This window comes from Pseudomonas sp. Pmew2 (genome assembly GCF_058129885.1).
Genome location: NZ_CM176702.1, coordinates 5,753,433 through 5,774,665, shown reverse-complemented (window position 1 = coordinate 5,774,665; position 21,233 = coordinate 5,753,433). Strand labels below are relative to the sequence as shown.

General features: G+C 58.5%; 17 protein-coding genes and 3 pseudogenes. 10 read left to right on the top strand and 10 right to left on the bottom strand.

Annotated elements, in window-relative coordinates:
• The first annotated feature begins 14 nt into the window (after window positions 1-14).
• The 3 genes and pseudogenes from betB to AC4ANK_RS26690 form a co-directional block, all read left to right on the top strand.
• Entirely contained in the window at window positions 15-1,487 is a 1,473-nt protein-coding gene (gene betB, locus AC4ANK_RS26700; RefSeq protein WP_002555618.1) for a betaine-aldehyde dehydrogenase, read from the top strand.
• 140 nt (window positions 1,488-1,627) lie between these two features.
• On the top strand, window positions 1,628-3,334 hold the full coding sequence (gene betA, locus AC4ANK_RS26695) for a choline dehydrogenase (protein WP_002555617.1): 1,707 nt from the start codon (window positions 1,628-1,630) through the stop codon (window positions 3,332-3,334).
• A 287-nt stretch (window positions 3,335-3,621) separates the two neighbouring features.
• A pseudogene (locus AC4ANK_RS26690) lies at window positions 3,622-3,846 on the top strand (sigma factor); the annotation flags it as partial.
• 174 nt (window positions 3,847-4,020) lie between these two features.
• Here AC4ANK_RS26690 and AC4ANK_RS26685 read toward each other — a convergent pair.
• Window positions 4,021-5,250, bottom strand: coding sequence for an IS91 family transposase (locus AC4ANK_RS26685; protein ID WP_460382827.1), 1,230 nt, complete (start codon window positions 5,248-5,250; stop codon window positions 4,021-4,023).
• Window positions 5,231-5,512: a hypothetical protein gene (locus tag AC4ANK_RS26680; protein ID WP_015062535.1), complete on the bottom strand. Its 282-nt coding sequence runs from the start codon at window positions 5,510-5,512 to the stop codon at window positions 5,231-5,233. Before AC4ANK_RS26680 ends, AC4ANK_RS26685 begins: the two co-directional genes overlap by 20 nt.
• A gap of 93 nt (window positions 5,513-5,605) precedes the next feature.
• On the opposite strand from AC4ANK_RS26680, the pseudogene AC4ANK_RS26675 reads away from it, so the two are divergent.
• The 4 genes and pseudogenes from AC4ANK_RS26675 to AC4ANK_RS26660 all read left to right on the top strand — a co-directional run.
• Window positions 5,606-6,358 (top strand): annotated as a pseudogene (locus AC4ANK_RS26675) (FecR domain-containing protein); the annotation flags it as partial.
• Window positions 6,359-6,479: 121 nt separating this feature from the next.
• Entirely contained in the window at window positions 6,480-7,613 is a 1,134-nt protein-coding gene (locus AC4ANK_RS26670; protein WP_002555614.1) for a PepSY-associated TM helix domain-containing protein, read from the top strand.
• Window positions 7,610-7,792: a hypothetical protein gene (locus tag AC4ANK_RS26665; protein ID WP_002555613.1), complete on the top strand. Its 183-nt coding sequence runs from the start codon at window positions 7,610-7,612 to the stop codon at window positions 7,790-7,792. The genes AC4ANK_RS26670 and AC4ANK_RS26665 overlap by 4 nt, the downstream gene beginning before the upstream one ends.
• Window positions 7,793-7,861: 69 nt before the next feature.
• Window positions 7,862-8,491 (top strand): glutathione S-transferase family protein, encoded by a 630-nt coding sequence (locus AC4ANK_RS26660; RefSeq protein ID WP_002555612.1) that lies wholly within the window; start codon window positions 7,862-7,864, stop codon window positions 8,489-8,491.
• Window positions 8,492-8,752: 261 nt separating this feature from the next.
• Here the strand turns inward: AC4ANK_RS26660 and rloA2 are convergent, their stop codons facing one another.
• Complete coding sequence (rloA2, locus tag AC4ANK_RS26655; RefSeq protein ID WP_002555611.1) at window positions 8,753-9,256, bottom strand: retropepsin-like aspartic peptidase RloA2; 504 nt, start codon at window positions 9,254-9,256, stop codon at window positions 8,753-8,755.
• Between the two features lie 193 nt (window positions 9,257-9,449).
• Between rloA2 and yihG the strand changes: the two genes are divergently transcribed.
• Window positions 9,450-10,349, top strand: coding sequence for a 1-acylglycerol-3-phosphate O-acyltransferase, YihG family (yihG, locus tag AC4ANK_RS26650; RefSeq protein ID WP_002555610.1), 900 nt, complete (start codon window positions 9,450-9,452; stop codon window positions 10,347-10,349).
• On the opposite strand, the gene AC4ANK_RS26645 is transcribed toward yihG, so the two are convergent.
• Window positions 10,329-10,892 (bottom strand): DUF2780 domain-containing protein, encoded by a 564-nt coding sequence (locus AC4ANK_RS26645; RefSeq protein ID WP_005735044.1) that lies wholly within the window; start codon window positions 10,890-10,892, stop codon window positions 10,329-10,331. The genes yihG and AC4ANK_RS26645 overlap by 21 nt on opposite strands.
• 230 nt (window positions 10,893-11,122) lie before the next feature.
• Between AC4ANK_RS26645 and AC4ANK_RS26640 the strand changes: the two genes are divergently transcribed.
• Together AC4ANK_RS26640 and AC4ANK_RS26635 are read left to right on the top strand one after the other, a co-directional pair.
• Window positions 11,123-12,169, top strand: a complete 1,047-nt coding sequence (locus tag AC4ANK_RS26640) for an RHS repeat-associated core domain-containing protein (RefSeq protein WP_162837002.1) — start codon at window positions 11,123-11,125, stop codon at window positions 12,167-12,169.
• 238 nt (window positions 12,170-12,407) lie between these two features.
• A pseudogene (locus tag AC4ANK_RS26635) lies at window positions 12,408-12,917 on the top strand (RHS repeat-associated core domain-containing protein); the annotation flags it as partial.
• Between the two features lie 513 nt (window positions 12,918-13,430).
• Here AC4ANK_RS26635 and AC4ANK_RS26630 read toward each other — a convergent pair.
• From AC4ANK_RS26630 to AC4ANK_RS26605, 6 genes are all read right to left on the bottom strand, one after another.
• Window positions 13,431-14,690, bottom strand: coding sequence for an IS256-like element ISPsy17 family transposase (locus tag AC4ANK_RS26630; protein ID WP_054082596.1), 1,260 nt, complete (start codon window positions 14,688-14,690; stop codon window positions 13,431-13,433).
• A 173-nt stretch (window positions 14,691-14,863) separates the two neighbouring features.
• Window positions 14,864-16,063, bottom strand: a complete 1,200-nt coding sequence (gene fdhA, locus AC4ANK_RS26625; RefSeq protein ID WP_002555607.1) for a formaldehyde dehydrogenase, glutathione-independent — start codon at window positions 16,061-16,063, stop codon at window positions 14,864-14,866.
• Window positions 16,064-16,112: 49 nt separating this feature from the next.
• Window positions 16,113-16,970 carry a formyltetrahydrofolate deformylase gene (gene purU, locus AC4ANK_RS26620; RefSeq protein WP_004655932.1) on the bottom strand — a complete coding sequence of 286 codons (858 nt, stop codon included), beginning with the start codon at window positions 16,968-16,970 and terminating at the stop codon, window positions 16,113-16,115.
• Window positions 16,971-17,220: 250 nt separating this feature from the next.
• The gene (locus tag AC4ANK_RS26615) at window positions 17,221-17,853 is read right to left on the bottom strand and encodes a sarcosine oxidase subunit gamma (RefSeq protein WP_002555605.1); all 633 of its coding nucleotides are present in this window, start codon (window positions 17,851-17,853) and stop codon (window positions 17,221-17,223) included.
• 51 nt (window positions 17,854-17,904) lie between these two features.
• The gene (locus AC4ANK_RS26610) at window positions 17,905-20,925 is read right to left on the bottom strand and encodes a sarcosine oxidase subunit alpha (protein WP_002555604.1); all 3,021 of its coding nucleotides are present in this window, start codon (window positions 20,923-20,925) and stop codon (window positions 17,905-17,907) included.
• Complete coding sequence (locus AC4ANK_RS26605) at window positions 20,922-21,218, bottom strand: sarcosine oxidase subunit delta (protein WP_002555603.1); 297 nt, start codon at window positions 21,216-21,218, stop codon at window positions 20,922-20,924. The genes AC4ANK_RS26610 and AC4ANK_RS26605 overlap by 4 nt, the downstream gene beginning before the upstream one ends.
• Window positions 21,219-21,233 lie beyond the last annotated feature (15 nt).

Here is a 21,233-nt window from a genome sequence, read left to right as displayed (position 1 = left end):
TTTGCGAGGACTTTATGGCCCGTTTTGAACTGCAGAAACTTTACATCGATGGCGGTTACGTCGATGCCAGCAACACTGAAACCTTCGATGCCATCAACCCGGCGAACGGCGAAGTACTGGCGCAGATCCAGCGCGCCGGCAAGGAAGACGTCGAGCGCGCAGTCGTTGCTGCTGAAAAAGGCCAGAAGATCTGGGCGGCCATGACCGCCGTCGAGCGTTCGCGCATCCTGCGCCGTGCTGTCGACATCCTGCGTGAGCGCAACGATGAGCTGGCCGCGCTGGAAACGCTGGACACCGGTAAAGCCATTTCCGAAACCCGCTACGTGGATATCGTGACCGGCGCTGACGTACTGGAATACTACGCAGGCCTGGTGCCTGCAATCGAAGGCGAACAGATCCCGCTGCGTGATTCCTCTTTCGTTTACACCCGCCGAGAGCCGCTGGGTGTGGTTGCAGGCATCGGTGCGTGGAACTACCCGATCCAGATCGCCCTGTGGAAATCCGCACCGGCGCTGGCTGCGGGCAACGCGATGATCTTCAAACCAAGTGAAGTCACCTCGCTGACCACTCTGAAACTGGCAGAAATCTACACCGAAGCTGGCGTGCCAAATGGCGTGTTCAATGTGCTGACCGGTAGCGGTCGCGAAGTCGGCACCTGGATCACCGAGCACCCGCGCATCGAGAAAGTCTCGTTCACCGGCGGCACCGACACCGGCAAGAAAGTCATGGCCAGCGCCTCGAGCTCGTCGCTCAAGGAAGTGACCATGGAGCTGGGCGGCAAATCACCGCTGATCGTGTTTGACGACGCTGATCTGGACCGTGCTGCCGACATCGCAATGATGGCCAACTTCTATAGCTCCGGCCAGGTCTGCACCAACGGCACGCGTGTGTTTGTACCGAACGCGTTGAAAGCCGAGTTCGAAGCGAAAATCCTCGAGCGTGTGAAGCGTATTCGCGCCGGTAACCCGGAAGACGAAAACATCAACTTCGGCCCGCTGGTCAGCTTCGAGCATATGGAAAGCGTGCTGGGCTACATCGCCAAGGGCAAAGAGCAGGGCGCACGCCTGTTGTGCGGCGGTGATCGTCTGGCCGGTGGTGTGTTCGACAAGGGCGCTTTTGTTGCGCCAACCGTGTTCACCGACTGCACCGACGACATGACCATCGTGCGTGAAGAAATCTTCGGCCCGGTAATGAGCATCCTCGGCTACGACACCGAAGAAGAAGTGGTGCGCCGCGCCAACGACACCGACTTCGGTCTGGCCGCAGGCATCGTGACTCGCGACCTGAATCGCGCACACCGCGTGATTCATCTGTTGGAAGCCGGTATCTGCTGGATCAACGCCTGGGGCGAGTCGGCGGCACAAATGCCGGTCGGCGGTTACAAGCAATCGGGTGTTGGTCGTGAGAACGGCATCAGCTCGCTGGCGCAGTACACGCGGATCAAGTCGGTACAGATCGAGCTGGGCGACTACGCCTCGGTTTTCTAAACACGCTTCAAGTGGCACGCGGCAAATCTCAAGCAGACGCAATCAAAAGCGGTTTGCCGCACCCCATTTTCACAAGTATCGCCTCGCTGCTTCTGCTTGCAGCCAAGGCTTGAGACTTGCAGCTCTATGAGGGAGCCTCTATGACGACTCAATCCGAATACGACTACATCATCATTGGTGCCGGCTCTGCCGGTAACACCCTGGCAGCCCGTCTCACCGAAGACGCAGGCGTCACTGTTCTGCTGCTGGAAGCCGGTGGCCCGGACTACCGTCTGGATTTCCGTACCCAGATGCCAGCCGCACTGGCATTCCCGCTACAGGGACGCCGCTATAACTGGGCCTACGAGACCGAGCCAGAGCCACACATGAACAACCGCCGCATGGAATGCGGTCGTGGTAAAGGCCTGGGCGGCTCGTCGCTCATCAACGGCATGTGCTACATCCGCGGCAACGCGATGGACTATGACGGCTGGGCCAAGGAGCCGGGTCTCGAAGACTGGAGCTACCTCGATTGCCTGCCGTACTTCCGCAAGGCCGAAACCCGCGACATCGGCCCGAATGACTACCACGGTGGTGAAGGTCCGGTCAGCGTGACCACGCCCAAGGCGGGCAACAATCCGCTGTTCCACGCGATGGTCGAGGCGGGCGTGCAAGCCGGTTTCCCGCGCACTGACGACCTCAACGGTTATCAGCAGGAAGGTTTCGGTCCGATGGACCGCACCGTGACGCCTAACGGTCGTCGCGCCAGTACCGCCCGTGGTTATTTGGACGAGGCCAAGAAGCGCTCGACCCTGACCATCGTCACTCACGCGCTCACCGATAGCATTCTGTTCGAAGGCAAGCGTGCCGTCGGCGTGGCGTACCTGGTAGGTGACAGCGACACCCGCATCCAGGCCCGTGCCCGCAAGGAAGTGCTGCTGTGTGGCGGCGCGATCGCTTCGCCACAGATTCTCCAGCGTTCCGGCGTCGGCCCGGCCGAAGTGCTGAACAAGCTGGATATTCCGGTGGTTCATGACCTGCCGGGCGTTGGCCAGAACCTTCAGGATCACCTGGAGATGTACCTGCAGTACGCCTGCACCCAGCCGGTGTCGCTGTACCCTTCGCTGAAGTGGTGGAACCAGCCTGCCATCGGTGCAGAGTGGATGTTCCTCGGCACCGGTATCGGTGCGAGCAACCAGTTTGAAGCCGGTGGTTTCATTCGCTCCAGCGAAGCGTTCGAATGGCCGAACATTCAGTACCACTTCCTGCCGGTCGCGATTAACTACAACGGCACCAAGGGCGTTCAGGAACACGGCTTCCAGGCTCACGTCGGCTCCATGCGTTCGCCGAGCCGTGGTCGTGTGCAGGTCAAATCCAAAGACCCGCGCGAGTACCCGAGCATCCTGTTCAACTACATGTCCAGCGAGCAGGACTGGCAGGAGTTCCGTGATGGCATCCGCCTGACGCGCGAGATCATGCAGCAACCGGCTCTGGACCCGTACCGTGGCCGCGAAATCAGCCCCGGTATCGATGTGCAGTCTGATGAAGCGCTGGATCAGTTCGTGCGCGAGCATGCTGAAACGGCTTATCACCCGTCCTGCTCGTGCAAGATGGGCACCGACGAGATGGCCGTTGTCGACGGTCAGGGCCGTGTGCATGGCCTGCAAGGCCTGCGCGTAGTCGATGCCTCGATCATGCCGATCATCACCACGGGCAACCTGAATGCACCGACAATCATGATCGCCGAGAAAATCGCCGACAAGATCCGCGGTCGTCAGCCCCTGCCACGCAGCACCGCCGACTACTTCGTTGCAGGCGACAAACCTGCACGTGGCAAGCCGCTGCGCGAAATCAGCCACCAGGCCTGATCTGACAACGGGCGTCCTCCCTGGACGCCTTTCGTTGTGCATGCTCCAGCGTGAATGCATTTCACACTGGAGCATCGGCACGATAGTTACAAGATTCTCGTTCCTCACGCTCCAGCGTGAGACTGCATTTCCCCGACGCTCCGCTTCGCAATTTGCGCTGAGCATGGGTACGAGCGCCAACTCGATTCAGACCCTCCTCCCGACAGACGCGAATTGCCACCATCCCTCCGCTCTGCCACAATCGCGAATGATTCTCTTTAGTTAGATCTTTCTCATCGAGGCTATTCGTGTCGTCAGTCCCAAGCACTCATAGCGAGATTGTTGGCGCGCTGTATCGCGATCATCGTGGTTGGCTGCTGGCCTGGCTCAGACGCAATGTCGCCTGTCCACAGCGTGCTCAGGATTTGAGTCAGGACACGTTCGTGCGTTTGCTCGGGCGACAGGAATTGCTGACGCCCAGAGAGCCGCGAGCGTTCCTGGCGGCCGTTGCCAAGGGACTGATGTTCATGCATAGGAATTTCAAAATGCCTATGCATGAACCTGACGCTGTGAAGGAGGCGTCATGCCTTCATAGCGATGCGTAGGAAGACGCTGATGCGTTACTTATGCAGTGAAAATCCCTATAAATCCGCATTAACACAGTTTATTTTACCGCTGAGCCTAGGTGCGGACGCACCTTCCCCCTGTCAGGGCTTCACGTACCTCATCTGCGCGATCGCCTGAGCGTTGAGGACCAGTCCCTGCACCGTCAGCCCGCTGATCGCTGCCGTGTATACCATCCGCGCGCCACACAGCACGCAGCGGAACGGATCGACGTTTAGAAAGGCTTTGGCCATCGGCGCAAAATACAGCTTTGGTACCGGTCCTGGCGTCGCCATCTTCAGTGCTTCATACACCTTCGGCAGGTATTTCCCACACACCCGATTGGCCAGAAAACCAAAATACCGGATCATCCGGAAATGCTTTTCCGGGATGTGCTGGACCACCCGGCGCAGCATGTCGGCCTGGCTCAGCGTTTCCTGCTGATAGGTCTGCGTGCGGTGATCCAGGTAGGTAAAGCTCAACGTGGCCCCGCAGGTGTAATGCGCCAGACGACTGCCCGAGATCGGCGGTTTTTTCAGGTAGCGGCCCAGGTAATTGACGGTCTTTCGGCCGTTTTCCGTCTTCTTCGACAAGTGGATGTGCCAGTGCTGGCCACCAGCGGTCAGTATCAAACGGCGCCAGTCGCTTTCACAGTGGATGTGGGCCAGCTGCGGCGGCATCGTCAGTTGCGAAAGCGGCTGTCCCAGCAGGTAATCGCGCACCAGCCACATCCAGCGCCGCCGCAGGGCCTCTTTGTGGAACGACAGATTTTTCCAGACGCCCTGCTCATCCAGGCCGCCCGCGGTCACCGACAGGTGGACGTGGGGATGCCAGTTGAGCCGCCGGCCATAGGTGTGCAGCGCACCGAAAATCCCGACGCGCAAACCGCGCCGCTTGGCGGTGTAGATCAGGTTATCGGCCGCCAGACGAAACAGCGCATCGAGCAGCCAGCGGTTGTAGAAGAACAGGGACCACAGCGTGTCGGGCAGCGTGAACACCAGATGCTGCCAGGGGCAGTCGGGCAGACGGTTGTTTTGCACGGCGATCCACTGGTCGGTGGCCTTTTTGCCGCAGGAAGGACAGGCCCGGCAATGGCAGGTGTTGCACAGGTATTTGACGTGTGGGCAATGCTCATTGCCACAGGTGTAGTGTTTGACGCCCAGTATCGAGGTGCCGCAGGCGAGCATTTTGCTGATCGACTCCACTTCGATTTGGCGCAGACCGCCGGCTTCCAGCAAATCTGCCCAGCAGCCGTTGGCCGTGAAGAGGTTTTTGAGCGGTCGAGGTTTGTAAGCAGGCGGTGCAGAGGCCACGTCAGCAGGATGGCTCCTCATCGTGGTGAATGACGGCGGTGATGGCGAATCCGCCTGGCCCTTCTCTCATCGAAACGCTTACGCAAGAAGCGTCGGGAAACCTGTCGTTCAGATACGCTGTCTGGCAGCAACTACAAAGATCGACATCACCCAAAGGATCGACATCGAAGAAAAATTCGGTATCGGGAACGAAGGTGGTATGCCCGGCGCGTTGGAGACGGGTCTGCTTTGCCTTGGCTTTTGCCCGGCTTGCCCGTTTACGTTTTTTTGTCTCTGACGCCATGTGTAAGCCTGTGCTGAGGAGGGATCGACTCAATTTTGGCTATGATAACCGATTTCAAAATCCCACAATTTGCAGCCGCAGGCTGCCCAGTTCCGCAAGCTTGGCGGCGGTCTGGTCGGCGTGTTCATGGCGTTGGGGCTGGCATTGTTCGTCGGCGACCGCTACCTGCCGATAGATTACTGGCTTGCCGATCAGCGCACCGCCACCGGTGAACAGCGTGACGTGCGTCTGGCGGACAACACCCTGATTCGCCTTAACACCCACAGCGCGATTGATGTGCGCTTCGATGCGCAGCAACGTCGGGTGATTCTGCAGGACGGCGAAATAATGGTGCAGACCGGCAATCATGACGATCCGCGTCCCTTCATCGTCGAAACTGCGGATGGCAAAATGCGCGCCCTGGGTACGCGCTTTCTGGTCCGTCGCGAGCCAGACGGAACACTGCTCAGCGTGCTGCAATCAGCGGTTGCCGCCAATGCGCGCAATGCGTCCGGTGAACAGGTTCTGCGCGAGGGCCAGCAGGTTCTCCTCACGCGCAATGGCCTTGGCCCGTTGCTCAGCATGCCTTCCGGCGTCGACGCCTGGACGCGCGGCATGTTGGTGGTGGACAACGCCCGGCTGGCGGACATGCTTGCTGAACTGGGTCGTTACCGTACAGGCCATCTGGGTGTCGACTCGACCGTGGCTGATCTGCGTATTACCGGCACATTCCCGCTGGCCGACACTGACCTGGCGCTCAAGGCGTTGTTGCCGACCTTACCCGTGCAGATCGAACAACACACCGCGTGGTGGGTCACTGTGCTGGCCAGGGATGAGCAGGCCAGCAGCAATCCGGCAAAACTCTGAAACATACCTCTTCATGCCTGCACCGGATCGCCCTGACACTTTTCCGGTTTCGAGCGGCTTAGTCTTACAAGTCATTTCGGGGACGCGCTCGGTTTTGCGTCCCTTCGCCTGTGGATAAACCATGAAAAGCCAAACCGTGCGCCGCTGGTCCATCGTGCATACCTGGAGCAGCCTGATTTGCACCCTGTTTTTGTTGATGCTCGCGGTTACAGGACTGCCGTTGATCTTCCATCATGAAATCGATCACCTGCTGGGCGACGCCCCGCAGTACCAGGAGATGCCTGCCGACACGCCGCATCTGAACCTGGAGCAACTGGCCAGGGCCGCCGAAGCACATCGCCCCGGCGAGGTGATGCAGTATTTCGGCTGGGATGACGAAGACCCCAATGGCGTGATGGCCATCACCGCGGCAACCGCAGATACCGAGCCCAACTCATCGCACACCTTCGCCCTTGATGCACGCACCGGTGAAGCGCTGGAAATGCCTTCTGCCAACGGCGGCTTCATGATGGTCATGCTGCGCCTGCACGTAGACATGTACGCCAACCTGCCCGGCAAATTGCTGCTGGCGTTCATGGGTTTGCTGTTTGTGGTGGCGATTGTTTCCGGGACCGTGTTGTATGCGCCGTTCATGCGCAAGCTGGAGTTCGGCCAGGTGCGGGTCAATAAATCCAGGCGTACGCGTTGGCTGGACCTGCACAACCTGATCGGCGTAGTGACATTGACCTGGGCGCTGGTGGTGGGCGTGACGGGGGTGATCAGTGCCTGTGCCGATCTGCTGATTGCCTCCTGGCGCAATGATGCGCTGGCCACCATGATCGCCCCTTACAAAGACGCGCCGCCATTGACCCAGCGCGCCCCGGCGACTCGATTGCTGGAAATTGCCGAATCCGCTGCGCCCGGTATGCAGGCCGATTTCATCGCTTTCCCCGGCACGCGCTTCTCCAGCGAGCATCATTACGCGGTGTTCCTCAAAGGCAACACGCACTTGACTGCGCACCTCGCCACACCGGTGCTGATCGACGCGCAGACCCTGCAAGTTACCGCCGTGGTCGAACGTCCCTGGTATATGGACGCACTGGGCATGTCGCAACCTCTGCATTTCGGTGATTACGGCGGCATGCCGATGAAGATTCTCTGGGCAGTGCTGGACGTGCTGACCATCATCGTACTCGGCAGCGGCGTCTATCTGTGGTGGGTGAGGCGTCGTGCCGCGCGCTCGGTGAGCGTGGTTCGGGCTCAGGTGGCGCAATGAGTTCCAGGCCATCGCGATTCTGGAGGACCTTTGCGATACCCGCCGTGATAGCGCTGCTTATCGGCGTCGGCTTGTTCGCCGCGCTGCTGGGTGATGGCTGGTGGGATACGCTGGCGTGGCTGGGCATGGGGACGGCTGCCCTGTTGAGCATCAAGGGCTTGCTGGTGCGGCGCGGCTGATTGAAACGCTGATTGCAGACGCGTCACAGGCTGACTAGTCTAGGATCCTGTCTCATTCGAGGAATACCCATGTCAGCGCCCACGATGACGTTGTACTTCAACGCGGCTTCACCCTTCGCCCGCAAGGTGATGGTGATGCTGCATGAAACCGCTCAGCTCGATCGCGTCGAGTTGCAGACCACAGTGCTGACGCCGGTCAGCCCGTCTGCCGAGCTCAATGAAGACAACCCGGCCGGCAAACTTCCCGCGCTAAGGCTGGCTGACGGCAACGTCATTCACGACAGCCGGGTGATTCTTGATTATCTCGACCACCAGCACGTGGGCCTGCCACTGATCCCCCGGGAAGGCTCGGCACGCTGGAGGCGCCTGACCCTGGCTTCGCTGGCCGATGCGGTGTTGGATGCAGCGGTAATGATCCGCTACGAAACTGCCTTGCGTCCGAAGGAAAAACACCGGAACCAGTGGCTGGACAACCAGCAGCAGAAGATTGAGCGCTCGCTGCATTACTTCGAAAGCGACGCGGTCACCGAGCTCAGCACGTCCTTCGATGTCGCATCGATCAGCGTCGCCGCTGCACTTGGATATCTGGATTTCCGCCAGCCGGATCTGAACTGGCGCAGCACTTATCCGCGACTGGCCGCCTGGTATCTGGACGTCAGTCAACGCCCGTCGATGATCGCGACCCTGCCGCCAGTTTGAGTCAATCTGCGCCGCGCCGCATAGTCAAGATTGGACTCGGAGCGTCCTGAACGGCATACCCACGCGGAGCATGGGCACGATGGTGTTCTCGCGTGCGGCTATCGTTCCTCACGCTCCAGCGTGGGAATGCCGTGGGTGACGCTCTGCGTCACAAATCTGTGCCGCGCCACGCCCTCAAGACCGGACGCGGAGAGTCCAGAACGACATGCGACGCGGAGCGTCGCACGATAGTCAGGAAGAAGCATGAGCACGATAGACGCCTCAGCAGTCAGGCTGGTCAGCGGTATAGCGGCGTGCCGGATTAACCGCAGCGTCAAACTCGCGCAGGGCCTTGGCACCGATCAGTAGCGGGAAGTTGAAATGGCTGCGGTCGACCAGGTTGACTTCGACCGTACGCTTCTTGTTTCCCAGGCACAGTTCCAGGTCTACAACAGGACGCTTGGCAGGGTTGATACCTTCGTCGTCTTCGTCATCACCTTCTGCACGCCCTTTGATCTTGCTGATCCGCGACACCTTGTGCTCATACACCTTGTTGTCGGCGCCCTTGGTTGCCAGACGGAATCGCACCCAGTCATCGCCATCACGCTGGAACAGCTCGATGTCCTTGGCCGACAGCGATGCAGTGAGTGCGCCGGTGTCCATCTTGGCCTTGAAGGTCTGGTCCACGTCCAGAACCTTGATGTTCTCGTAGCGGCCATACAACGTCGGTTCAGCGGCCATGACCGGCAGGGCCAGCAAAGACAATAGCGCCAGGATCGGTTTCACGTGAGAGGTTCCTCGCAATAGTCAGCGCCTGATTGGCGCCCGTTTTTAGACAGCGAACCTGCAGTAGGTTCGTCAGGATGAATATGACGTCAGCATAAAGGCCGAGACGTGAAACATTTGTAAGCACCTGTGTAATTGGCGTAAAACGCGTGGGTCTTTATTATTGCCGCCCCTGAACCTTCAAGAGTCCGTCATGCGCCGTCTGCTCACCGGCTGTTTTGTTGCTTTGTTGTTACTGATCAATACGCTGGTATTGATAGGTCCGTTATTGGTTTTTGCCTTGCTCAAGCTGCTGTTCAGAGGCCGAATGCGTGATCGCTGTTCAGTCGCCGTTATGTGGATTGCCGAAACCTGGGCCGAGATCGACAAGGTCATCTTCGCAACCTGTGTACCGACGCAATGGGATATTCGTGGCGATGAGGGCTTGCGCGGTGATACTTTGTATCTGGTCATCAGCAATCATCAGTCGTGGGTGGATATTCCCGCGCTGGTCCAGGCACTCAACCGGCGCACGCCCTTCTTCAAGTTTTTCCTGAAAAAAGAACTGATCTGGGTGCCTCTGCTGGGCCTGGCGTGGTGGGGGCTGGATTACCCGTTCATGAAGCGCTATAGCAAGGCGTTTCTGGCGAAGCACCCGGAACTGAAGGGCAAGGATCTGGAAATCACCAAGGCCGCCTGCGAGCTGTTCAAGCGTCAGCCAGTGACCATCGTCAACTATCTGGAAGGCACGCGCTTTACTCCGGGCAAACATGCGACTCAAGCATCGCCCTATACCCATCTGCTCAAGCCCAAGGCCGGTGGCGTCGCATTCGTGCTGGCTGCCATGGGCGAGCAACTGGACGCCATTCTGGATGTCACCGTGGTCTATCCGGGTTCAGGCATCCCGGGGTTCTGGGACATGCTGTGCGGGCGGGTGCCCAAGGTGATTGTCGACATCAAAACCCGCGAAATGGACCCGGCACTGTGGCAGGGCGATTACGAGAACGATCCGGTATTTCGCGAGAAAATCCAGAGCTGGGTCAACCAGCTCTGGGTGGAGAAAGATGCGCGTATTGCGGCGTTGCGGCTTGAATCAGCTGCCTGTACCCCATAACCCACTCAGGCTCTGCAACGCCGAACCGCTGGCACCTTGCTGCCCGAGGTACTGCAGAATCAGCGGGGCAAACTGGCTGACCATCGTGCTGTCCATGCCCAGTGCCTTGAAGGCGTTATTCACATCACCCATGCTCTGCACGTTGCCCAGTGCGCTGTTGAGCATCGAGTTATCGCCGGACTTGCCACCGAGCAGGCTGCCCAGTGCGTTTGCGCCTCCCAGGCTGTCCAGTGCGGAGGTGCCGGACATCTGCTCCAGACCGGGAACCGATTTGGCCAACTGCGAATAATCGGTGCTGGTCAGCTTGTTCTTCGCCAGCCCGAGCAATGCGCCTGTTCCGCCAACGGCTTGTTCAGGGGTGACATTGAGCTGGGTGCCAAGGGTATTAAGCAGTCCTGCGACTTCAGGGGCCGCTGTGGCTTTCTGATTGCCACTCGTGGCATTGGAAACCGCATTTGCGGCGTCATTCAGATTGAAGGCAAACACCGGGCTTGCAGCCAGTGCCATCAACGTTACCAAAGCCATACCGCGTGCAGTTTTCATTGCGTCACCCTTATCAAACCTGAACCGCCCATGAGTGGGCGGTAAAGCAGACGGTTTGACTGTGAGCAACAGAGGCTTGTTCCCAACGCGCTGAAGACAGGCAGTTATTTCATTTGCCTGAATCGGCTCTGGCAGACGAGGTGGGGTCCCTAGCATTTCTGCTAGCTGTGCAGCACGAGATCACACGCCCAGAATTACGGTTCTATCATCGATTGCCGCAGGTGATGTTCATGTCTTCTGCCAGCCCTGTAGTGCTCTGCACTTACCATTACGACGCAACGGATCGCTTGGCCGACTGCTCGCCTGCGGGGCAGGGGAGCGCCCGGTTCTTTTATCAGCAGAATCGCTTAGCGACGCAAATTCAGGGGCAGATACAGCACACGCTTCTGCGTACGGACGAGCATTTGCTGGCTCACCTGAGTGTAGAAAACAACCAGAACGATTGTCTGTTACTGGCGACGGACCAACAGCAGTCCGTGATCGCGGCACAGGGTTTGGCGTTTGCTTATACGCCTTACGGCCATCGTTACCCTTCAGGCCCCGCAAGCCTGCCAGGCTTTACCGGCCAGCGGCTTGACCCGATTACAGGGCATTATTTGCTGGGCAATGGGTACAGGGCTTTTAATCCGGTGTTGATGAGGTTCAATAGTCCGGACAGTTTGAGCCCGTTTGGCGAGGGCGGGTTGAATGCGTATGCGTATTGTGAGGAGGACCCGGTTAATCGGGTTGATCCGGGCGGACATTTGCCAACGTTTTTAGTGAATATTTTGAAAAGAGCAAGCAGTGTGAAAAAGCGCTTACTTGGTCGAAAAGTTAGCCAGGATTCTCTATCTTCCCCGTTGCTTTATCCTGTCGAAAGTTTCGGGTCCACACAGGTACCTACTTCAACTAACTCGGTGAGCTCGCATATGTCTGCATCTGGTATTATCGATGGGTCACAATTTGTAGCCCCACCACCCCGTCCTCCCAAGAAAGGACTGCCGAGCAATGTACCTCCGCCCATCCCTCCAAAGAAAGCGCCGCCCAGCAATGCCCCACCATCCGTTCCTGCTCGAAAAAGTTACCTGAGGATAGAAGGTGAAGATGTAGACATTCATGAAGCTAAAAGACGGCTTGATGAACTGGTCCTGACAAATGAATCATATATTGGTAAAGGTGATGTTGTACCGTATGTTGTAAGGAATAATCTTGACTATTATAGACGTGCGGTTAAGCGTCTTAGAGGTGGCAGTGGCACTATCGAGAAGCGGGCGGGCGCGTCAAATCGATTCCGATAATGGCCAACCACCCAGTTGGTTAAAGGGGTAGGCGGAGCGCCTTTTAACCATGACGCTGATAATAAGTTTTGTTGCGTTTAAGTCACGCCCATCAATGAGTGAAGAGCGCTTCGGTCTGTGCGCCGGCATGACTGTGTTCAGCGCCTTTCGGCCTGGCACCTAGTAGTTCTGCTAGCTGGGCGCAAGCAGATAGTCAGCCCAGACTTGCTGCCATGGGTGACTTCAAAGGAGTGAAGCCATGGCTTCGTCTGGGCAATCCGTGCTCTGTGTTTATCGCTACGATCCATTGGATCGCCTGGCCGATTGTTCGGCCGCGGGGCAGGGCAGCACTCGCCTTTTTTATCAGAAGACACTCTTGGCTACGCAGATTCAGGGGCAGGTCCAGCACACGCTTATGCGCACGGATGAGCATTTGCTGGCGTGCCTGAGTGCAGAAAATAATCAGCGCGACGGCGCGTTGTTGGCGACGGATCAACAGCAGTCAGTGATTGCCGCTCAGGGGTTGGAGTTTGCCTACACGCCTTACGGACATCGTCATCCTTCAGGCCCCGCAAGCCTGCCGGGCTTTACCGGCCAGCGAGTTGACCCGGTGACGGGGCACTATTTGCTGGGGAATGGGTATCGGGCGTTTAACCCGGTGTTGATGAGGTTCAACAGCCCGGACAGTCTGAGCCCGTTTGGTGAGGGTGGGGTGAATGCGTATGGGTATTGTGGGGGGGATCCGGTTAATTGGGTTGACTTGACAGGGAGTACACCAACCTTGATGAAGGGACTTTTAAGAGCTTTTAAAATAATGAAGCCTTCCCGGCGTTTGTCTACGGATGGCGTTATTGGTAGTTCTGTGTTGCGCGGTTCTGACGGGATGAACTTAAGTGCGAGTGCGCCACAGTTAAGTCGCTCTGCAGCGGTGCGACAAGTCGAGTCAGTGAGTGTGTCTGCAAAAAAATTGAATAAACAAGCAGGTCTTGACTATAGAAAATCTGCAAAAGAGTTTAAGGCCAACGATAAGCTTTATAGTCAGTATGTTGAAAGGGCTACACAGCTGAAAAGAGAGGCAAACACGGCGTTAAGTTTGTATGATGAGGATGGTCTCCCTTATGAGTATGATCTGGTTCAACAATACAAGAAATCGCAGAAAAACCTCGCTAACCCTATTCAGAATCTATCGACGCCACCCTCTTACAAATTAGCGCTTAAAATGGGAGTATCAGTTTTTTTGTGTTCGGGCTGGTTAGGGCCTGCCGTCAGGCAGGCCCTTGTTTTACCAGCTCGGTCTGGTAAATCGGTCCCCGTACAGGATCGCAAATTGATTCATTGCCACTTTCCAGTCGTGTGCCGCATGACCCCAGTTGGCGGTGATGTTGCGCAACCCAAGCCATATCAGTTTCGTCGCGGCCTCATCGGTCGGGAAGTGCCCTCGAGTCTTGATGATCTTGCGTAACTGGGCATTGATGCTCTCGATGGCATTGGTCGTGTAAACCACTTTGCGGATGCCCGCCGGGAAAACAAAAAACGGTATAACCCGATCCCAGGCGCGACGCCATGCAGCAACCACAGTCGGATACTGCTTGCCCCAGGGGCCCGCTTCAAAGGCGTTAAGCTCTTGCTCAGCCACATCTGCATTGATCGCCTGGTAGATCGGCTTGAGTGCTTTGGCCAGTGCCCGACGTTTATCCCAAGCGGCATAGTCCAAGCTGTTGCGGATCAGATGCACGATGCAGGTTTGCAGCGTCGTGGCAGGAAAAACCGCCCCCAACGCCTCCGGTATTCCTTTGAGGCCATCCGTGACGGCGATCAGAACATCTTCAACGCCACGAGTCTTGAGGTCGTTGAACACCTTCATCCAAAACTTGGCACCCTCGGTGCTCTCGATCCATATACCCAGAATGTCGCGCGTGCCATCAGGTAATACCCCCAGCGCCAGATAAATAGCCTTGTTGCACACTAACCCCTCGTCCCGGATTTTGACCCGTAACGCATCGAAGAAGATCACCGGATACATCGGTTCCAAGGGTCGTTGCTGCCAAGTGCCCACCTCTTCCATGACCGCATCGGTGACTGAGCTGATGAAGTCATGGGACACGTTAGTTCCATACTGCTCAGATAGAAAAGCGCGGATCTCACGCACCGTCATGCCCCGGGCGTACATGGCAATTATCTTGTCGTCGAAGCCTGTAAAACGTCGTTCGTGCTTGGGAATCAGGATCGGGGCGAAGCTACCATCGCGGTCTCTGGGGATATCCAGGCGAAGCGGCCCGTCGTCGGTCAGAACCGTCTTGCTGCTTTTGCCATTACGCTGATTGGTCGACTCCTCAGGGCGCTCCGCGCCCTGAGGGTAACCAAGGTGGTGACCCAGCTCGGCGCCTAGCGCACGCTCGATCAGAGCCTTCTTGAACGCCATGGACGCGTCTTGAATGGCTTCGGCGCTCATCGGGCCTTTAACAAACTGCTCGATCAGCTCTTGGGGAATCGAGGGCAACTCCCTCGCTGTTGCATTGGCGGACTTCTTTTTGGTCGGCATACATGCACCTCTAGCTACATGTTATGCCCGAACACAAAATTTCTGACAGTCTCCTTAAAATTTCTAATGCTGAAGAAGAGTTAAGATTAATACGCCAGCAGATGTGAGAGAGCATTCCCCGCTCTTGAATCTGCTGACGTAATTAGTCAATAAACCCATTTGCTATTAGATGCCTACACAGCACCAAACAACCGATGCGGATCAATCACAAACTTCTTCGGCACGCCCGCATCAAACTCCCCATAACCCCGCGGAGCCTCATCCAGACTGATCACCTCGACACCCACTATGTCGGCGATCTTGATGCGGTCCCACATGATTGCCTGCATCAGCTGGCGGTTGTATTTCATGACCGGGGTCTGGCCGGTGTGGAAGCTGTGGGATTTGGCCCAGCCCAGGCCGAAGCGAATGCTCAGGCTGCCCATTTTTGCGGCAGCGTCTACGGCACCTGGGTCTTCGGTGACGTACAGGCCGGGGATGCCGATCTTGCCTGCGACGCGCACTACGCCCATCAACGAGTTGAGAACGGTGGCGGGTGCTTCGGCCTGTGCTCCGGCGTGACCGTGGCCGCGAGCTTCGAAGCCTACGGCGTCGATGGCGCAATCCACTTCAGGCTCGCCGAGCAGGGCAGCGATCTGTTCGTGCAGTGGCGTGTCCAGGGACAGGTCAGCAATTTCGAAGCCTTGGGCCTTGGCGTGGACCAGGCGTTTCGGGTTGACGTCGCCGACGATTACCACCGCCGCGCCCAACAAGCGTGCTGACGCCGCCGCAGCCAGGCCGACCGGGCCAGCGCCTGCTACGTAAACCGTGCTGCCAGGGCCAACCCCGGCAGTCACTGCACCGTGGTAGCCGGTGGGCAGGATGTCGGACAAGCAGGTCAGGTCGCGGATTTTCTCCATCGCCGCGTCGCGGTCTGGCAGTTTGAGCAGGTTGAAGTCAGCGTAAGGCACCAGGACGTATTCAGCCTGACCGCCGACCCAGTCGCCCATGTCGACGTAGCCGTATGCACCGCCGGGGCGGGCCGGGTTGACCGTCAGGCAGACGCCAGTGTTCTGTTCCTTGCAACTGCGGCAGCGACCGCACGCCACGTTGAACGGCACAGAAACCAGATCACCGACTTTCAGATGTTCCACGTCTCGCCCGGCTTCCAGCACCTCGCCGGTGATTTCATGACCCAGGACCAACCCGGTTTGCGCCGTCGTGCGACCACGCACCATGTGTTGGTCCGAGCCGCAGATATTGGTGGAGACTACGCGCAGAATCACGCCGTGTTCGATGCGCTTGCCGCGTGGGTCTTCCATTTTCGGGAAAGGAATTGATTGCACTTCGACCTTGCCAGCGCCGAGATACACTACACCGCGATTACCAGACATACATGTCACCTCGCTTTTATTGTGGTGGAGCAGAGAGAAGCCGTTGCAGCTATAAAACCACCGTCCTGTTGGCGTTGAGAAACACCCGCCGTTCGATGTGATAACCGACCGCACGGGCCAGTGTCAGTCCTTCGATGTCCCGACCCTTGGCGATCAGGTCTTCGGGATAGTGGCTGTGATCGACCACTTCCACGCCCTGGGCAATGATCGGACCTTCGTCCAGATCGTTGTTGATGTAATGCGCCGTGGCTCCGACCAGTTTTACCCCCTTGTTGTAAGCCTGATGGTAGGGCTTGGCACCTTTGAAACCGGGCAGCAACGAGTGGTGGATATTGATCGCCTTACCGTCCAGCTTGCGACACAGGTCCGGAGACAGGACCTGCATGTAGCGGGCAAGAATCACCAGTTCTGCACCAGACTCTTCAATGACCTGCCAGACTTTGGCTTCCTGCGCAGGCTTGTCGTTCGGGTCCAGAGGGAAATGGTAGTACGGAATACCGTGCCAGCCAGCCAATGGCTCAAGATCCGGGTGATTGGACACCACCGCGACCACGTCCATGGACAGTTGATTGATACGCTGGCGATAGAGCAGATCGTTCAGACAGTGATCGGCTTTTGAAACCATGATCACCACTTTTGGCCGGTAGTTGGGTGCTGTGAGTTCGAAGATCATGCCGAAGGCTTCGCCTCGTTCGCTCAGCCCGGCCCGGAAAGCCTGTTCGTCGAAAGCCTGGGGCTGACGAAATTCCACGCGTATGAAGAAACGCCCTGACAGGCGATCATCGAAGGAGTGGTGCTCAGTGACGTAGCAGCCCTGCTCGAACAGGAAGCGGGTCACCGCATCTACCGTGCCCAGTACACTGGGGCAGTCGGCGGTCAAAATCCACGTATCGGGCGCGCGGCTCATTGAATCAAAGCTCCTGAATGTTCGTTATCCACAGATCCGGCTGACTCTTGTGCCAATGCTCCGCGTTATACACAAATCTTGTGGGAGCGTACCGGGCGACGCTTCGCTTGTTCGCGAAGGGGGCGGTACATTCACCGGAAATGTATCGTCTGGACTACCGTCTTCGCGGACAAGTCCGCTCCCACAGGCCTCTCCCTCTGGAGTCTTCATTGAGACCGGCGCTGCGGTTTCAGCCCCGGTTCCCGGCTCTTCACGCCTGAATGCTCAGCCCGTACTCTGCGCTCGCATCCTGCAACCACAGCCACCAGTAATCCGAGAAGCTGCGGCGGACCAGCAGTTCCCAGGTTTCTTCACCGGTCCGGCGGATCACCAGTTGCGACTTGGCGAACACCGTGCCGACGGCCTTGCCCACCGGGAAGTTGTCCGGGTGCACGTCGTAGCTGGTGGATTTCATCAATACCTGGCGCACTTTCGGACCGGTCAGTTCGAGGATCGACTGGCCGCCACTGACATTGACGATGGAGATATGCAGCCCGGTCAGCGCCTCGCGCAGCTTTTGCTCTGCCGCGAACTCTTCGCCGCTCGGCACGATCAGCAGCCATTCATCCGGGCCAAGCCATTGCAGCGAGCTTTCGCCACTAATGACCAGCATCAGTGCGGCGGGCAGCTCCATGCCCAGCGCCTTGTGTACGCCTGCGGCGAAGGCCTGGTCGTGGGCATTGCCACGAATCGTCAGATGGCCCAGCAGCTTTTTCTCGCGCAGGAACACGCCGGGGCTGGCGCGTCCCTTGCCGATCAGGCTGTCGAGGTTTGCGTGGAACAGCGGCGACTCGGCTTTGACATCGGTGGTCGGGCGCTGCTGGTAAACGTTCGCTGTGGTCATGAATCACCTGCCTTGAATTCTGTGTGCTGCTGATGATCGGCGCTCCGCGTGTTACTCGACATTCTGGCGCTCGCCCTTTGGATCGAAGAACACCGAAGAAACGATCTCGGCTTCGATCACGCTGCCGTCTGCCAGAGGCGCGAAGACCCGCTCTCCCATGCGCGCCAGGCCGCCTTTGACCACGCCCATCGCAAACGAATAGCCCAGCGAGTTGTGTGCATAGCTGGAAGTCACATGGCCAACCATGCTCATCGGGATCGTCTGTTTGGTATCGAACACCAGTTGCGCGCCCTCTGGTAGCCATTTGGTCGGGTCGACAGGCTTGAGGCCGACCAGTTGCTTGCGCTGTTCTCGTACACAGTCTTCGCGATTCATGCCGCGCCAGCCGATCCACGAGAATGGCTTGGTCCGGCCGACACACCAGCCCATGTTCAGGTCGTCCGGAGTCATCGAACCATCGGTGTCCTGGCCAACGATGATGAAGCCCTTTTCGGCGCGCAGTACGTGCATGGTTTCAGTGCCGTAAGGCGTCAGGTTGTACTGTTTGCCTGCCTCGGCGATCTTTTCCAGAACGCCCATGGCGTAGTCAGCCTGAATGTTGACCTCGTAGGACAGCTCGCCGGTAAACGAGATACGGAACACGCGAGCTGGCACACCGGCGACCAGACCTTCCTTCCAGGTCATGAACGGGAAGGCTTCACGGCCCAGGTCGATATCAGTGACTTCGCTGAGCAGCTTGCGGCTGTTGGGGCCGGACAGCGTCAGCGTCGCCCAGTGATCGGTCACTGAGGTGAAATACACTTTCAGGTCCGGCCATTCGGTCTGCTGATAGATTTCCAGCCATTGCAGGACGCGTGCAGCGCCGCCTGTGGTGGTAGTCATCAGGAAGTGGTTGTCGGCGAGGCAGGCAGTCACGCCATCATCGAAGACCATGCCGTCTTCCTTGCACATCAGGCCGTAGCGGGCCTTGCCCACGTCCAGTTTGGTCCACGCGTTGGTGTAGATGCGGTTGAGGAATTCGCGGGCATCCGGGCCTTGAATGTCGATCTTGCCCAGCGTCGAAGCGTCCAGCAGACCCACGCTGTCGCGCACCGCCTTGCATTCGCGAGCGACGGCTGCGGGCAGGTCTTCGCCGTTTTTCGGGAAGTACCACGGGCGTTTCCACTGGCCGACGTCTTCGAATTCGGCACCGTTTTTGACATGCCAGGCGTGCAGTGCGGTGAAACGCACCGGTTCGAAGATGTGCTTGCAATGACGCCCGGCTATCGCGCCGAACGTGACCGGCGTGTAGTTGGGGCGGAACATGGTGGTGCCCATTTCCGGGATCGACACGTTCAGTGAACGGGCGGCGATGGCCAGACCGTTGACGTTGCCCAGCTTGCCCTGATCAGTACCGAAACCCAGCGCGGTGTAGCGTTTTACGTGCTCGACCGACTCGAAGCCTTCACGGGTCGCCAGCTCGATGGCAGCAGCGGTCACGTCGTTCTGCAGGTCGACGAATTGCTTGGGTGCCCGTGCGGTGCCTTTTTCGTGCGGCACCTGAAACAGCGCCAGTGTCGGTTCTTCGGCGCGACTGAGGGCTTTGGGCATCACGCCTTCGACCACCTTGAAGCCTGCTTCGCTGGCCGCGCGCACGCCACCTTCAAAACCATCGGCCAGGCTGTCTGCAAGACTGTAGACACCATTGACGCCGCCTACGCAAATACGTTTCTGCGGTGCTTCACCCGGCACAAACCCGAGGATGTCTTCACGCCATACCGGTTTGCCACCCAAGTGCGAGGCCAGGTGCACGATCGGGCTGTAGCCGCCAGAGCTGGCCACCAGATCGCAATCAAGCCATTCGCCGGGGCTGGTGACTGCGTGCGTCTTGACGTCGATTGCGGCGACGCGGGCAGCTGTCACGCGTTTGCTGCCACGGGCTTCAATCACTGCGCTGCCGGTCAGAATGCGAATGCCTTTGGCGCGGGCTTCCTCAACCAGCGGGCCGCGCGGGTTGTGCCGCGCATCGGCAATCGCAACCACTTGCAGGCTGGCGTCGAGCCAGTCCAGCGCAACGCGGTAGGCATGGTCGTTGTTGGTGGACAGCACCAGTTTTTTACCCGGTGCTACGCCGTAACGCCGGACATAGGTCGAAACGGCGCCGGCCAGCATGTTGCCCGGCACATCGTTGTTGCCGTAAACCAGCGGGCGCTCGTGAGTACCGGCAGCCAGCACCACACGCTTGGCGCGTACCCGGTGCATACGTTGGCGAACCATGCCGATGGGCGCGCGATCACCGAGGTGATCGGTCAGACGTTCGTGAATGGTCAGGAAATTGTGATCGTGGTAGCCGTTGACCGTGGCGCGCGGCAGCAGTGTCACGTTGCGCAGGCTTTTCAGCTCGGCGACCACCGTAGCCACCCATTCGGCAGCGGGTTTGCCATCTAGACTTTCACGGCTGTCGAGCAGACTGCCGCCGAACTCTTCCTGTTCATCCGCAACGATCACTCGGGCACCACTGCGGCCCGCAGCCAGCGCGGCGGCCAGGCCGGCAGGGCCTGCGCCTACGATCAGCACGTCACAGTGCTGGTTCATCGCGTCGTAGCTGTCCGGATCGTTCTCGGTCGGCGAGCGCCCCAGGCCCGCAGCCTTGCGGATGTACTTTTCGTAAGTCATCCAGAACGATTGCGGGTACATGAAGGTTTTGTAGTAGAAGCCCGGTGGCATCAGCTTGCCGCCGACCTTGCCCAAAATGCCCATGACGTCGGTGTTCACGCTTGGCCAGCCGTTGGTGCTGGTGGCGACCAGTCCTGCATAGAGCGCTTGTTGCGTGGCGCGCACGTTGGGGATTTGCGTCGCTTCGGTCGCGCCGATCTGCAATACGGCGTTTGGCTCTTCCGAACCCGCTGCGAAGATGCCGCGCGGGCGGGAGTATTTGAAACTGCGGCCGATGATATCGACGCCATTGGCCAGCAGGGCAGAGGCCAGCGAGTCGCCTTCAAAGCCCTGATAGGTCTGGCCGTTGAAGGTGAAGTTGAGCACCTTGCTGCGATTGATACGGCCGCCGTTGGGCAAGCGCTGGGTCTGGCTCATACCTTGTCTCCCTGATCCGTGAACTGCGGCTTCGTACCAATCGGATAGGTTTCGAGAATCTCGTAGGTCACGGTATTGCGCGTCATGTTGAAGTACTGGCGGCAACCGGCAGCGTGTATCCACAGCTCGTGGTGCAGGCCGCGCGGGTTATCGCGAAAGAACATGTAGTCGCCCCATTGCTCATCGGTGCAGGCACCTGGGTCCAGCGGGCGTGGAATATGCGCCTGGCCGGACGGGTGGAATTCCTCTTCGGAGCGCAGTTCGCCACAGTGAGGACAGAAGATATGCAGCATGGTCGGGTTCTCCTG